Below are 12,578 nucleotides of genomic sequence, written 5' to 3' on the forward strand. Positions count from 1 at the left end.
TTGTGTGGTCCCCGTCGCACAACCAAGGACGATTGATGTCACAGGAAACCCAGAGCCGCCCCGAGGCGGTCGAAGCGCGCCCCGGCGGCGACGCTGAACAGACCACAGCCCCCGAGACCCGTACCGGCAGGAAGCTCGTAGCGCTGCTCGCCGGCCCGCTGGCCGGGCTGGCCCTTTTCTTCATCCTGCCGGATTCGCTGGCGTTCGAAGGCCGCGCCGTCGCAGGCTGTGCGCTCTGGATGGCGATCTGGTGGATGACCGAAGCCGCCCCCATCCCGGTGACCTCGCTGCTGCCGCTGGTCCTCTTCCCGCTGTTCGGGATGGACAGCATGGCCAATGTTGCCGCGCCCTACGCCAACCCGGTGGTCTTCCTCGTGATGGGCGGAGTGATCCTGGGCCTGGCCACGGAGAAGAGCAACCTGCACCGGCGCATTGCGCTGCTGACCATCCGAGCTGTCGGAACCCGCCCCGCGCAGATCGTCCTCGGCCTGATGGTCGCCTCGGCCATGATCTCGGCTTGGGTCTCCAACACCGCCACGGCCGTGATCATGGTGCCGATCGGCGTCTCTATCCTGCAGTTGATCCGCAACATCGACCGTGACGCGGTAGACGCCAAGTTCGCCGCGGCCATGATGCTCGGCATCGCCTACGGCGTGACCATCGGCTCCATGGCCACCCTCATTGGCCAGCCACCGATGGCGCTGATGGCCGCATACCTCGGTTCTGAACAGAACTACGAGATGCAATTCGGCCAGTGGATGCTGGTCGGTGTGCCGTTCGCGGCGGTCATGCTGTTCATCGCCTGGTTTGTGCTGACCAAGCTCGTCTTCCGTACCCGGCTGGAGCAGATTCCCGGCGGGGCACAGCTCATCCGTGACGAAATCGCGAAGCTCGGCGCCATGACTACCCCTGAGCGGCGCGTCGGCGCGATCTTCCTGGCCGCTATTTTCTTCTGGGTGGCAGTGCCCTTCATCGCAAAAATTCCCGCAGTAGCCCAGACCCTGCCCTTCCTCGCCACCATCTCGGACACACAGGTGGCCATGGGCGCTGCCATTGCCTGTTTCCTGGTCCCGGCCAACAAGCGCTCGGCCGGCAAAGGATCGGCACCGCTGCTGCAATGGTCCTCGGCCCGTGACATCCCGTGGGGCCTGCTCCTGCTCTTCGGTGGCGGCCTCTCACTCTCCGCCATGTTCACCGCAACAGGCCTGTCCGAATGGATCGGCAACCAGGTCGGCGGGCTGAACGGCATGCCTGGAGTGGTCATCGTGCTGGTTGCCGCCGTGGTCGGTCTGGGCCTCACCGAGCTGACCAGCAACACCGCCACCGCGGCGGCATTCTTCCCGATCATGGGCGCCGTGGCCGTAGGCGTCGGCATCGATCCGCTCCTGATGACCATCGTCATGACCCTGGCCGTCTGCTCGGCCTACATGCTGCCGGTGGCCACGCCGTCGAACGCAGTGGCCTTCGGCTCCGGCGAGGTGTCCATCAAGCAGATGGTGCGGGCCGGCCTCTGGCTGAACCTGGTGTCCCTGGTGCTGATCGTGGTGGCGCTCTACACCCTGCTCCCGTTGGTCTTCGGCGTCAGCCTCTAGTCCCCGCGCCGCGGCAGAACTCGCATAACGACGGCGGTGGGCCGGCTCGCGGAGCCGGCCCACCGTTGTGTGCGGCGTCCACCTTGCCCGTACCCCTGTAGGGTTCGGGTGAAACCATTCGCCACGGAATCGAAGGAACTGGACAGATGAAGAGGATGATCGGCGCCCTGATGTTGGTGCTGGCCGGACTGCTGGGCACAGCCCCGGCCGCGCACGCCGTGACCCCCACGGAGGTGGTCGTGGAGGACACCGCCGGCGTCCTGGACCAGAACACGCTCCTGCCCGCGGTCGAGGCGATCGACTTCTACCAACCGACCAAGGTTGCCGTCTACACCTACAACGGCTCGGCCTCTGCCAACCTCAACGAAGAAGTGCTTCGCTTCGCCCGCGCGCAGCATCCGGAGTGGCTCAGCGCCGACGGTCAGAAGTGGGCGGACGGGCTCTTTATCTTCGCGCTGGATCCAGTGGGCCGGTGGGTCGGAACCTATATGGGCGAGGACCGCAAGATCCCGCTGGAGCAGCGCGAGGACATTCAGGAGGCCACCAAAGAACTGTTCCGTGATGCCCAGTGGACAGACGGAACCATCGCCGGCATCGAGCGCGGCGCTGAGCTGATCAACCGCCCGTGGTACCGCTCCGGGGCCTTCATCGGCAGCCTCTGGGCGGCGGGCATCGCCGTCGTCGGGTTCTTCGGAGTCCGCTTCGGTGTACGTCGGCAGAACCTGGCCAGGGCGCGCCGCGAGATTGAGCGCGGCGACCGCAGCTACTCCAATGTCTCCATGGACCTGGACGCCACGGAGGTCAACGCGAACACCATTCCGCCGACGTCTGAATTCGGCTCGCTGGTGCTGGAAAAGTACCGCGGCTTCATGACCGGCTACACCGAAGCCAGCAGGCTCAACAGCAGGGTCCACGCCATGAGCGAGAAGGATCTGAAGCGGGGCAAGAACGTCAAGACAGCGGCCGAGTACGCGCGCATGGCGACGGAGCTGGATGCACTGGATGACGTCATCGCCGACACCAACACGTTCCTGAACTTGGCATCCGGCTGGGAGCGGGCCTGGGACCGGCAGCTGGCACCCTTGCGCGAGGATCTGGACGGCATCGATTCGCTGATTGACGAGGGGCCGGAGAGCGCAAGGTCTGCGGCAACGGCTGCGTCGCTGCGCTCTTTCCGCGACCGTACCCAGGAGCAGCTGGAGGACTGGGCCGCCGGCCTCGCCGACGGAAGGACCACACCGGACAGAGCTCTGCGCTTGGTGCAGGACAGCCGGAGCGAGTTCACGGAGTTACTGAAGGCGCATGCGGACAGGGTCATCGAGGCGTATGCGAAAACGTCGTCGGAGAAGGACAAAATGCGCGAGGAGATGGACGAGGAACTCCGCGGCGGAGACCGCCGGTCCTCCCCCACCATCCTGGACACGGTATACCCGCCGTACATGTTCTACTCCGCTTACTCGTTCAACGCCGGCTACAGCTCCGCGCAAAGCAGCGTCGATTCCTCACGCAGCAGCAGCAGCACCACCGGCTATGGCAGCAGCGGGGGGAGTTTCAGCGGTTCGGGCAGTTCGTCCAGGTTCTAGGGTTTCCTCCGGCGACTGGAGCTCTTGACGACCGCGCAGGCCTGAGTATGGTTAAGGCATCTCTTACATAAGGAGTTGCTTACATGGCAGGGGATCAGCTGAGTTTGGTCTTCGCCGCACTGGCTGATCCGACCCGCAGGGCCATCCTGTCCCGGTTGCGGCAAGGTTCGGCCACCGCCGGCCAACTCGCAGAACCGTTCCAGATCAGCCGGCCCGCTGTGTCACAGCATCTGCGGGTGCTGGAAAAGGCTGGCCTGATCGAACGGACCGCCACCGCACAGTGGCGAAATTGCACCCTCCGCACCGAACCCTTGGACGACGTTTCGGCCTGGATTGACCATCACCGCGGTCTCTGGAACGAGCGCTTTGATTTGTTGGACGAGCGGCTCCGCGAACTCAAGGAGAAAACCGAAAATGACTGAACAAACCGCTACCCAGGACAAGCAGTTCACCATCACCCGGGTTTTCGACGCACCGCGCGAGAGCGTCTGGCGCGCGTGGACAGACCCGGACGAAGCCGCTCGCTGGTGGCACCCCCGCGAAGTCACCAGCCCGCGCGAGTTCGTCCGGATCGACGGACGCGTCGGCGGAACGTATGAGTACAAGATGATCGCCCCCGACGGCAGCGAATATCCCACGGCCGGGCAGTATCTCGAAGTGGTGGAACCGGAACGGCTCGTCTTCACGTGGGCTTCGCCCGGTGACCGAGTTGAAGACTCACCGATCATCACTGTGCAGCTGGCCGAGCTGGAAGGCGGCCGCACCGAGATGACCTTCCACCTCCGTGGCATCGCTGGCTTCGCCGGAGATAACAATGTCTTCGACGGTTGGAGCGAGGCGTTGGACATCCTCGCGGAGCAACTCAGCTGACTCCTAAGAGGCGTCTCCCATGAAGACGGCGGCGTCCGGCTTCGGTCGGAGGCCGCCCACCATGGTGCGGGTCTCCAGCTTCCCATACCCGCGACTTCGGGGGGCGGAGTGACCACTACTCGCCGATGTAACGATCGGTCACACAGGTCGTCGGGCAAAAATTCTCGGAATTTTTCGACCATTTCCGAGAAAACCGGTTTACTCTAGGCCGCAGGGGATTTACCGATCAGCCAATGGGGGCACATCATGCGGGAAAATCAGCAACGGCGTGACGACAATTCGTCCGAAACGATGGAGCGTATGGGGCCAAAGCCCCTCCACGGGATGGGCAGGGACCTCGGCATGCCGAACCTTGCCGCCGCGCAAATACCTGGTCCGGGCACCGCACACGTTGTGGCCGGCGAGGACCGCCGGCTGCCGGACGACGCCGCGGATCCGATGGAACAGGTCGGCCATCTCAACCAGCCGCGCCGCAGCCGCAGCTGGATTCCGTGGAGCCGCGGAACCGGTCGGCACCGCTTGGCCTGAACAGCCCTCGACTTACAACAGGAACGGGGCACGGCCCGCGGCCACGCCCTGTTTCACTCAGAGCCGTCCGGTCGGTGTCTCTCGTTGAAAGCCTCGAGGCGCGCCTGCATCTCCATGTAGGAGGTGGCGGAAGGGACCTGCCCACCGTCGCGCAGCACGGTGGCAACGTTGACGGCCGCATCCACGGCTGCGCGGTAGGGCAGCGATCCCGAACTGACTCTCCGGATACCCAAGTCCCCCAGCTCGGCAACATTGAGCGCGGGATGCGCCAGCAGGTTGACCGGCAATCCGATCCTGGCGGCCACACGGCGGATGTCTTCGGGGACAGTGAGTCCGGGGACAAAGATTCCGTCGGCCCCGGCGTCGGTGTAGACGTGCGCCCGGAGCAGGACCGCGTCCACGGTGGCTTGTTCAGCAAGCCAAAAGTTGTCCACCCGCGCGTTGATAAACACGTCCGGGGTGCGGTGTTTGATGGCATCCACCTTGCTGGCCAAGACCGCGGGCTCCACCAAACGCCCGGCTTTGCTGTCTTCGATATTGATCCCGGCCACGCCGAGGTCCGCCAGTTCGGCCACAAAGTCCGCCACCTCGTCGGGGTCGTCCGAGTAGCCGTCTTCGATGTCCGCGCTGATGTGGACAGGCAACCGAACCAATTGCGCTACGAGGGCCTCCGTCGCCGTCTTGCTGGAGCGGCCGCCGTCGGGCTGGCCGGCGCTGGCTGCAATGCCGAAGCTGGTGGTGCCGATGACGGCGAAACCTGCCGCAGCAAAGGCCAGGGCCGAGCCGACGTCCCACGCATTTGGCAGCAGCAGCGGCGCACCAGTGTGGTGGAGTTCCGTAAAAGTGGCCATGGCAGTCCGTCCCGGGGTATTCGTCGCAGTTGAATTCCCGTCATCCTACAAGCGCGGTCAGCGGGCGCAGCAGCGCGAAAGCCGCAGGACCTCCGTGAACGACTAGGACAGCACGTCCTTGGTACTGAAGCGGCTGTAGGCGAGGGCGCAGAAGACTGCGATGTAGCCGCCTTGCAGGAGGGCGTTGGCGCCGAAAGCGTCCCAGGAGATGGGCTGGCGGAGCAGGTCGGCGAAGCTGAGCCAGTAGTGGGTGAACAGCCACGGGTGCAGCCAGTCGAGCTGTGGCAGGGCGCCCACGATCTGAGTAACGACGGCGAGCACCGCCGTCGTCGCCATGGCCCCGACTGGAACTTCGGTGAGGGTGGAGATGAACAGCCCGATCGCGGCCAGCCCGGCCAGCGACAACGCGACGTAGGCGGCCACCAGCAGCAGCCGGACCAGGGAATCGCCGACGCCGATGGTGTCGCCGGACAGCAGGGTCACCGGTCCGGTGCCGAAGAGGATGGTGCCGATGAGCGCGCCGGTCACCACGATGGTGAGCGCCGCCGCGATGCAGAAAACGACGGCCGCACCGTACTTGACCGCCAGCAGCCGCAGCCGGCCGGCCGGGGCGGTGAGCAGGTAGCGCAGCGTGCCGTGTCCCGCCTCGCCGGCGATAGTGTCGCCAGCCACCACGCTGATGGTCAGCGGCAGGAACAACGGAATGGAGACCACCAGACCGGTCAGCGCAACGAACAGGCCATTCTGAGTGATCTGGTTCAGGAACGGCGGTCCCCCGCCGGGCCCTCCTTCGTCGGCGGCCAGCCGGACCACCACGGCAATCAGCACCGGAACCGCGGCCAGGGCCAGCAGCATGGCCCAGGTCCGGAGCCGCCGAAACAGCACACTGAGTTCGGAGCCGAAGAGTGCCCAGCCCGCCGACGGCCGGCTGCTCTCCGGGGCGGACGGCTGTTCCAGTCCGGCAGATCCGGCAGACCCAGAACCGGCAGTCCTGTTTGGCCTGGCACCAGACCGCACGGAATGATTCACGGGTCCGCCCCCAGGCTCGGAGCCCTGCCGAGCCGCCGCCGAGGAAACAGGCTGCGCGGGAACGGGCTGCGCGTCATTGGACAACGTCGAACCCCTCCCCCGTCAGTTCCACATACCGGTCCTCCAGGCTGCCCGCCTCCACCACGAAGCCGCGGATCCGCACGCCGTCTGCCACCAGCGCGGCGGCGATCTGCTCCGGCAGCAGGTCGGGCCGGTTCATTGGCGTGCTGACCTGCCCGTCGAGTGCCGTCTGGTATCCGTCAGGCTCCAGACCAAGCCGGCGCAGCACAGCGCGGGCGGCTTCGGTGTCCGGGGTCTGGATGTTCAGGTGGGTCAGGCCCACGCGCCGCAGTTCGTCCAAGGTTCCCTGGGCCACCAGCTGACCGGCGCGCATCACGGCGGCGTGGCTACAGATCTGTTCCACCTCGGAGAGCAGGTGGCTGGAGACGAACACCGTGGTGCCTTCGCCGGCCAGCGAGCGCACCAGGCTGCGGACCTCACGGGTGCCCTGCGGATCCAGCCCGTTGGTCGGTTCGTCCAGCACCAGCAGTTGGCGCGGCATCAGCAACGCGTTCGCGATGCCCAGCCGCTGCTTCATGCCCAACGAATAGGCCCGCACCTTCTTGTTCGCCGCATGCGACAGCCCGACCCGTTCCAGTGCCTCCGCGATCCGGCGGCGGCGGGTTGCTGCCGGAGCATGCCGGTCGGCCGTGTCCAGCCGGTGCAGGTTGGCGGCGCCGGAGAGGAACGGATAGAACGCCGGGCCTTCGATCAGCGCCCCGACCCGCGGCAGCACGCTCCGAAGATGCGCGGGCATCTCCTGCCCGAAAATCCGAACACTGCCGCTGGTGGCGCCCGCCAGCCCGAGCATCACCCGGATGGTGGTGGTTTTCCCGGAGCCGTTCGGGCCCAGGAAACCGAAGACCGCGCCGGGCGGAACGGCCAGATCAAGGGACTCGACGGCGGTTTGCCGGCCGAAGCGTTTGGTCAGTCCGGAGGTTTCGATGGCCAGTGCGGCAAAGGTGCCGCTGCCGTTCACCGGGCCTCCGCGGCTGCCTGCAACTGCTCCAACGGGACGGAGCCGGCGAAGACGCGTCCGTCATCGGTCAGGTACACGTTGAGCAGCGCGGTGGAGATCAGCCGGCCGCCGTCCACGGCTTCCATCACCTGGGCCAGCAGCGGTGAATCCGCCCAGCCGTCCGGAAGGGCCGCCGCGGGGACTTCCGTCACCGTCTCCCAGCCAGAGCCATGCTTGGTGACCTGATCCCCCGCGTCCGCACCGCCGTCGTTCTTGCCGTTGTGCTTCTCCGCGTCCGAGCCGTGCCGCGGCACGGCGTGCTCGGTCACCGTGGCGCCAGCGGGCGGAGTGAATTCGAACAGCCCGGGGTCCGGCGCACCAAGACTCAGCTTGGTGTAGCCCAGTTGGAACGCGGGCTCCTGCTGTCCGCGGGCCTGTACTTGGACGTTGAGCGGCAGTCCGGTCTCGGCATCGATGGCCAGCACCATGGAACCCACCAGCGTTTGCGCGCTGTTGGGTTCGACCACCAACTGGTACGCGCTGCGGCCCGCGACCGATGTGTCGTCGCCGACAGACAACTTGGTGTGGGAGGTCATGCTTTCCAGCAACTGGTCGACGAGCTGTTCCGGAGAGTACGCCTCGGTCTGCGCGGCACCACCGTCTTCGGACTCGCCCCCGCCCTCGGTTATCGGCGGCAGTGTCAAATGGACAGCCTCATTCTGCTTGGAGTTGTAGACCCACCCCTCCAGGCCGTTGCGGATCACGTCACGCTCGGCAAAGCGGTCGAAAACCTGCAGCCTGGTCCGGTCCGGTCCGCCCCGGTAAACCCTGGCGGTGTGGGTGCTGGTGAGCACCTCCAGCGCCGTGGCCAGCTGCCCGCCCTCTTCCGCCGGCAGGTCCTCGGGCAGCTCTGGGAGTCCCAGCGCGGATTGCTGTTCCAGCGTCCCGGTCAGCTCATGGACGTCGCTGCCGGCCACCATTTCCAGCAGCTGCTGCGGTGATTTGTCCGGCAGATCGACGGCGGCGTTGGCTTGCAGCGAAGCGGTCAGCGCACCGCCGGCAATCACTGCAGGCACGACGGCGGCGGGCAGCCACCGCTTCCAGGTCCGGGCCACGGCATACCACCTTCCGATGCTGAAGGGCTTCGTCCCAGACTACGCCCGCTGGGGCGCCGCGGTCACTGGTCACAGCACCCGAACCTCCGCGATCCTCCGGACGGCGCTCAGCGGACCTTGCGCCACGGCCGACATCGTGATGCACACGTGCTTGTACCTGCACAGCCCCCGTGTTGTAGTTGACGCACGCAATCACATACGGATGCTCCGCGGCGCGGCGGCGAACCCGCCGGCACTGTGGAAATCCTCAAGCTGGCCCGCACCCAGGCCGGCAGCCGGAGGGGTGAGTGACGATGGTTGTGCAGCGGTTGTTGCCAACGGAGGAAGCGCAGGACCTGCTCGAACTGGTGCGCGGCATCGCCGCCCGCGAATTGATGCCGCAGGCGTCGGCGGCCGAAGAAGCCGAACGGTTTCCGCGTGAGGTCTTTCGGACGCTCGGGGAGGCAGGGCTGCTCAGCCTGCCGTACCCCGAAGAGTTCGGCGGGGGCAGCCAACCGGCCGAGGTCTACCTGCAGGTCCTCGAGGAACTCGGGACGGCCTGGAGCAGCGTGGCCGTGGGCGCCAGCGTGCACGCCCTCTCCTGCTTCCCGCTGGTGCACTTCGGCAGCGACACGCAGCGCAAGACCTGGCTGCCGGACATGCTCTCCGGCGAAACCCTCGGCGCCTACTGCCTTTCCGAAGCACATGCCGGCTCGGATCCGGCGGCCATGCGGACCAAGGCCGTGCGGCACGGCGACGGCTATCTGATCCGCGGCGCGAAAGCCTGGACCACGCATGCCGGTCAGGCCGACTTCTATACGGTCATGGCCAGGACGTCAGACGATCCGCGGCGCGGGGTCTCCTGTTTCCTGGTGCCGGCGGATGCAGCAGGGCTGAGCGCGGCACCGCCGGAACACAAGATGGGACTGACCGGCTCCACCACGGCCACTATGCATTTCGACGACGTGCACGTTGCCGCCGACCGGATGATCGGCGAGGAGGGCCAAGGCTTGGCCATCGCGTACGCCGCACTCGATTCCGGCCGGCTGGGCATCGCCGCCGTCGCCACCGGACTGGCGCAGGCCGCGCTGGATTTGGCAGCCTCCTACGCCAACGAGCGGGAAGCCTTCGGCAAGCGGCTGATCGAGCACGAAGGACTGGCCTTCCTGCTCGCCGATATGGCCGTGGAAACCGAAACCGCGCGGGCCATGTACCTCTCCGCCGCCCGGCTGAAGGACGCCGGCCTGCCGTACGGGCGGGAGGCCTCGATCGCCAAACTAGTGGCGACGGACAACGCGATGAGCGTGACCACCAATGCCGTGCAGGTACTGGGCGGCGCCGGCTATACCCGGGACTTTCCGGCCGAGCGGTACATGCGTGAGGCGAAGGTGATGCAGATCTTCGAAGGCACCAACCAGATCCAGCGGCTGCTGATCTCGCGCCAACTCAGGCGGTGACCGGACGGCCCGCCGCAGGTATCTCGGCGGGCGCTGTTCCCTCGACCCGGGCTACATCCGGTTCTTAGTCCGGGCGGTGGCCGGCGCGGTCCACGGGTCCTCCGGCCACGGATGCTTCGGATACCGGCCGCGCATTTCCGCGCGCACCTGCGCGTACGGGCCGGACCAGAACGATGCCAGATCGTCGGTGACGGCCAGCGGCCGGCCAGCGGGCGAGAGCAGATGGAACAGCACCGGCACCCGCCCGTCCACCAGCCGCGGCGTCTCCGCCCAGCCGAAACATTCCTGCAGCTTGACCGCCACCACCGGGCGCCCGCTGTCCTCCGGGGCCGGGTAATCGATCCGCACCCGCGAACCGCTAGGCACTTCGAGTCGCTCGGGCACGAGCTCGTCGAACCGGGCAGCGTCGGGCCAGGGCAGCAGCCGGCGCAGCGGTTCGGCCAGATCCACAGCCGCGGCGGGCTTGCCGCCGGCCAGCGCCTCCAGTTCCGGCGACAGCCACTCGGAGAGCCGGGCCAGCAACGCGGATTCGGCGACATCAGGCCAGGGCTCCCCCAACTCCCGGTGCAGCAGGGCCAAGCGGCGGCGCAACGCCTCGGCCGGTTCGGACCAGCCGATAATGCCCAGCCCGCCGGACTCCAGTGCACGTGCCACCGCTTCCCGGCCGTCGGCGGGCGACGGTTTCACCGGCGTCGAGGAGAGCACAATCGACCCCAGCCGGCGCTCGCGGCGCGCCGCCACCCGCCCGGCTTCGAACCGCGCTTCCACCCGGTCGGTCAGCAGCGTTCCGGCGGCGGTTTCCGCCGCGTCCGGCTCCAGCGGGGCCGCGGCACGGATCACCGCCCCGGTTCCGGCGGCGTCGCGGCCCTGCGCCCTGGACACCTCGGCCACGGCCAGCCACTCGTGCCCCGCCAGCGGACTGCCCGCCGGCAGACCGGCGCGGGTCCCGGACGCCAGCAGATAGGTCTGGCCGGTACCGCCGTCGACTCGGCGGGCAACCCGTTCGGGGAACGCCAGTGCCACAATCTGTCCCGCTGTTTCCGCTGATTCCGCCGCGCCCAGCGGTGCACCGCTGCGGGATGGCACGACGGCGGCGCCCTCCTGCCGTGCGATCTCCGCCAACCGCCGCGCCTCCTCGCGCCAACGCCGGGCTGCCGGATCGCCCCGGCCGGCCGCGCGGAAGGAGGCCAGCAGTTTGGCCAGGTCGGCACCGGGGGCGCGTTGGTCCCCGGCGACCAGAGCAACGACGTCGGCGGCGAACTGCGGCCCCGCGACCCCCGCGCCGTCCAGCAGCGCCCGGCCTAGCCGCGGGTCGGCTGGAACCCGGGACAGGACCTGCCCCAATTCGGTAGCGCGGCCGGCGTCGTCGATAGCGCCCAGATCGTGCAGGGTTCGCAGAGCATCGCCCATGGCCGCGGCTGGCGGCGCGTCCGGAAGCTGCAGACCCTCGCCGCCGGGAGCACCCCAGCAAGCCAGCACCAACGCGGCCGCGGTGAGATCCGCGACGGCAATCTCCGGCGTGGGGTGTGCCGGGGCGGCACCGAACGTCTTTTGGTCATAGCAGCGCACCACCGTGCCCGGCCCTTGGCGGGCAGCGCGGCCGGCGCGCTGGTCGGCCGAGGCCCGCGAGGCCGAGACGGTGACCAGCCCGGACATCCCCCGGGCGGCATCACGGCGCGGCTCGCGCGACAAACCGGAGTCAATCACCAGCCGCACCCCGGGCACGGTGAGCGAGGACTCGGCCAGCGAGGTGGAAACGATAATGCGCGGCGCTCCGCCGGGTTCCCGGCCGGAGACGGCGCGATCCTGCGTGGCGGCGTCGGCTTGGCCGTGCAGTTCCAGCACCTCGGTGCTCCGGCCCCCGGCCCGCTCGAGGCCGGGGCTGCCGCCGGCGCTCCGAACCTTGTCCCGGATCAACGCCGCGACCTGCTGCACTTCCCACACTCCGGGAACGAACACCAGCGCATCCACGGCAGGTTCGCCGCCGATCGCCGTGGCGTGGGCGGCAGCCGCGGTGGCGGCGACGTGGTCCAGGAAACCTCGGGTAACGCCCCGCTCATCCAGCCGCGGTCCGGCCGCCGGCGCCCACCGCACCTCCAAGGCATGCAGGGCGGAAGGGCAGTCGACCACCGGAGCCGGCCCACCGCCGTCTGGCGCTCCGATCAGGGAGGCGAACCGCGGAGCATCCAGGGTGGCCGACATCGCCACCAGCGTGAGGTCCGCACGCAGCTGGCGCACCTCGCCGAGGATGCCCAGCAGCAAGTCGGTTTCCAGCCCGCGCTCGTGCACTTCGTCCAGGATCACCGCGTCCGCGCCCTCCAGACCGGGGTCGGCGAGCAGCCGGCGCAGCAGGATCCCCGGCGTGACGAACTCGACCAGGGTCTGCGCGCCGGCCTGACGCTCGCCGCGGACCGTGTAGCCGACGCGGCCGCCCAGCGTGCTGCCGTCGAGGAACGCCAGCCGCCGCGCCGCCGAACGGGCCGCAACGCGGCGCGGCTGGGTCACCACCACGCGGGGCTGGCGGCTCAACGCAGCCCCAGCGGCCAGGTTCGCCAC

General features: G+C 68.1%; 11 protein-coding genes. 6 read left to right on the top strand and 5 right to left on the bottom strand.

All coding sequences use genetic code 11. The annotated features are described in order from the left end of the window. The first annotated feature begins 35 nt into the window (after window positions 1-35). The 5 genes from ACMX2H_RS16255 to ACMX2H_RS16275 all read left to right on the top strand — a co-directional run bounded on the left by ACMX2H_RS16255 (window position 36) and on the right by ACMX2H_RS16275 (window position 4,573). Entirely contained in the window at window positions 36-1,592 is a 1,557-nt protein-coding gene (locus ACMX2H_RS16255; RefSeq protein ID WP_414961934.1) for an SLC13 family permease, read from the top strand. 146 nt (window positions 1,593-1,738) lie between these two features. Continuing rightward, complete coding sequence (locus tag ACMX2H_RS16260) at window positions 1,739-3,175, top strand: DUF5129 domain-containing protein (RefSeq protein WP_414961936.1); 1,437 nt, start codon at window positions 1,739-1,741, stop codon at window positions 3,173-3,175. Window positions 3,176-3,258: 83 nt separating this feature from the next. Then, window positions 3,259-3,597, top strand: coding sequence for an ArsR/SmtB family transcription factor (locus ACMX2H_RS16265; RefSeq protein WP_136786294.1), 339 nt, complete (start codon window positions 3,259-3,261; stop codon window positions 3,595-3,597). Further along, window positions 3,590-4,045 (top strand): SRPBCC family protein, encoded by a 456-nt coding sequence (locus tag ACMX2H_RS16270; RefSeq protein WP_414961938.1) that lies wholly within the window; start codon window positions 3,590-3,592, stop codon window positions 4,043-4,045. Before ACMX2H_RS16265 ends, ACMX2H_RS16270 begins: the two co-directional genes overlap by 8 nt. Window positions 4,046-4,387: 342 nt before the next feature. Beyond that, window positions 4,388-4,573 (top strand): hypothetical protein, encoded by a 186-nt coding sequence (locus ACMX2H_RS16275; protein ID WP_414961940.1) that lies wholly within the window; start codon window positions 4,388-4,390, stop codon window positions 4,571-4,573. Between the two features lie 53 nt (window positions 4,574-4,626). Here the strand turns inward: ACMX2H_RS16275 and ACMX2H_RS16280 are convergent, their stop codons facing one another. The 4 genes from ACMX2H_RS16280 to ACMX2H_RS16295 form a co-directional block, all read right to left on the bottom strand. Further along, window positions 4,627-5,424, bottom strand: coding sequence for an isocitrate lyase/PEP mutase family protein (locus tag ACMX2H_RS16280; RefSeq protein ID WP_414961942.1), 798 nt, complete (start codon window positions 5,422-5,424; stop codon window positions 4,627-4,629). Window positions 5,425-5,526: 102 nt separating this feature from the next. After that, a complete protein-coding gene (locus ACMX2H_RS16285; RefSeq protein ID WP_414961946.1) occupies window positions 5,527-6,381 on the bottom strand; it encodes an ABC transporter permease in 855 nt (284 codons plus the stop codon). 145 nt (window positions 6,382-6,526) lie between these two features. Further along, window positions 6,527-7,492 carry an ABC transporter ATP-binding protein gene (locus ACMX2H_RS16290; RefSeq protein ID WP_414961943.1) on the bottom strand — a complete coding sequence of 322 codons (966 nt, stop codon included), beginning with the start codon at window positions 7,490-7,492 and terminating at the stop codon, window positions 6,527-6,529. Beyond that, window positions 7,489-8,586, bottom strand: a complete 1,098-nt coding sequence (locus ACMX2H_RS16295) for a LolA family protein (protein ID WP_414961944.1) — start codon at window positions 8,584-8,586, stop codon at window positions 7,489-7,491. The genes ACMX2H_RS16290 and ACMX2H_RS16295 overlap by 4 nt, the downstream gene beginning before the upstream one ends. A gap of 293 nt (window positions 8,587-8,879) precedes the next feature. Here ACMX2H_RS16295 and ACMX2H_RS16300 point away from each other — a divergent pair, with 293 nt between their 5' ends. Beyond that, window positions 8,880-10,022: an acyl-CoA dehydrogenase family protein gene (locus ACMX2H_RS16300; RefSeq protein ID WP_414961947.1), complete on the top strand. Its 1,143-nt coding sequence runs from the start codon at window positions 8,880-8,882 to the stop codon at window positions 10,020-10,022. A 51-nt stretch (window positions 10,023-10,073) separates the two neighbouring features. On the opposite strand, the gene hrpB is transcribed toward ACMX2H_RS16300, so the two are convergent. Beyond that, window positions 10,074-12,578, bottom strand: a 2,505-nt coding sequence (hrpB, locus tag ACMX2H_RS16305) for an ATP-dependent helicase HrpB (RefSeq protein ID WP_414961945.1), incomplete at its 5' end; no start/stop codon positions are given.

The organism is Arthrobacter sulfonylureivorans (assembly GCF_047607445.1).
In the GTDB taxonomy this organism is placed as follows: domain Bacteria; phylum Actinomycetota; class Actinomycetes; order Actinomycetales; family Micrococcaceae; genus Crystallibacter; species Crystallibacter sulfonylureivorans_A.

Coding starts and splice junctions, on each gene's coding strand:
- ACMX2H_RS16255 (WP_414961934.1), top strand. CDS start 36: ATGTCACAGGAAACCCAGAGCCGCCCCGAGGCGGTCGAAGCGCGCCCC.
- ACMX2H_RS16260 (WP_414961936.1), top strand. CDS start 1,739: ATGAAGAGGATGATCGGCGCCCTGATGTTGGTGCTGGCCGGACTGCTG.
- ACMX2H_RS16265 (WP_136786294.1), top strand. CDS start 3,259: ATGGCAGGGGATCAGCTGAGTTTGGTCTTCGCCGCACTGGCTGATCCG.
- ACMX2H_RS16270 (WP_414961938.1), top strand. CDS start 3,590: ATGACTGAACAAACCGCTACCCAGGACAAGCAGTTCACCATCACCCGG.
- ACMX2H_RS16275 (WP_414961940.1), top strand. CDS start 4,388: ATGCCGAACCTTGCCGCCGCGCAAATACCTGGTCCGGGCACCGCACAC.
- ACMX2H_RS16280 (WP_414961942.1), bottom strand. CDS start 5,424: ATGGCCACTTTTACGGAACTCCACCACACTGGTGCGCCGCTGCTGCTG.
- ACMX2H_RS16300 (WP_414961947.1), top strand. CDS start 8,880: ATGGTTGTGCAGCGGTTGTTGCCAACGGAGGAAGCGCAGGACCTGCTC.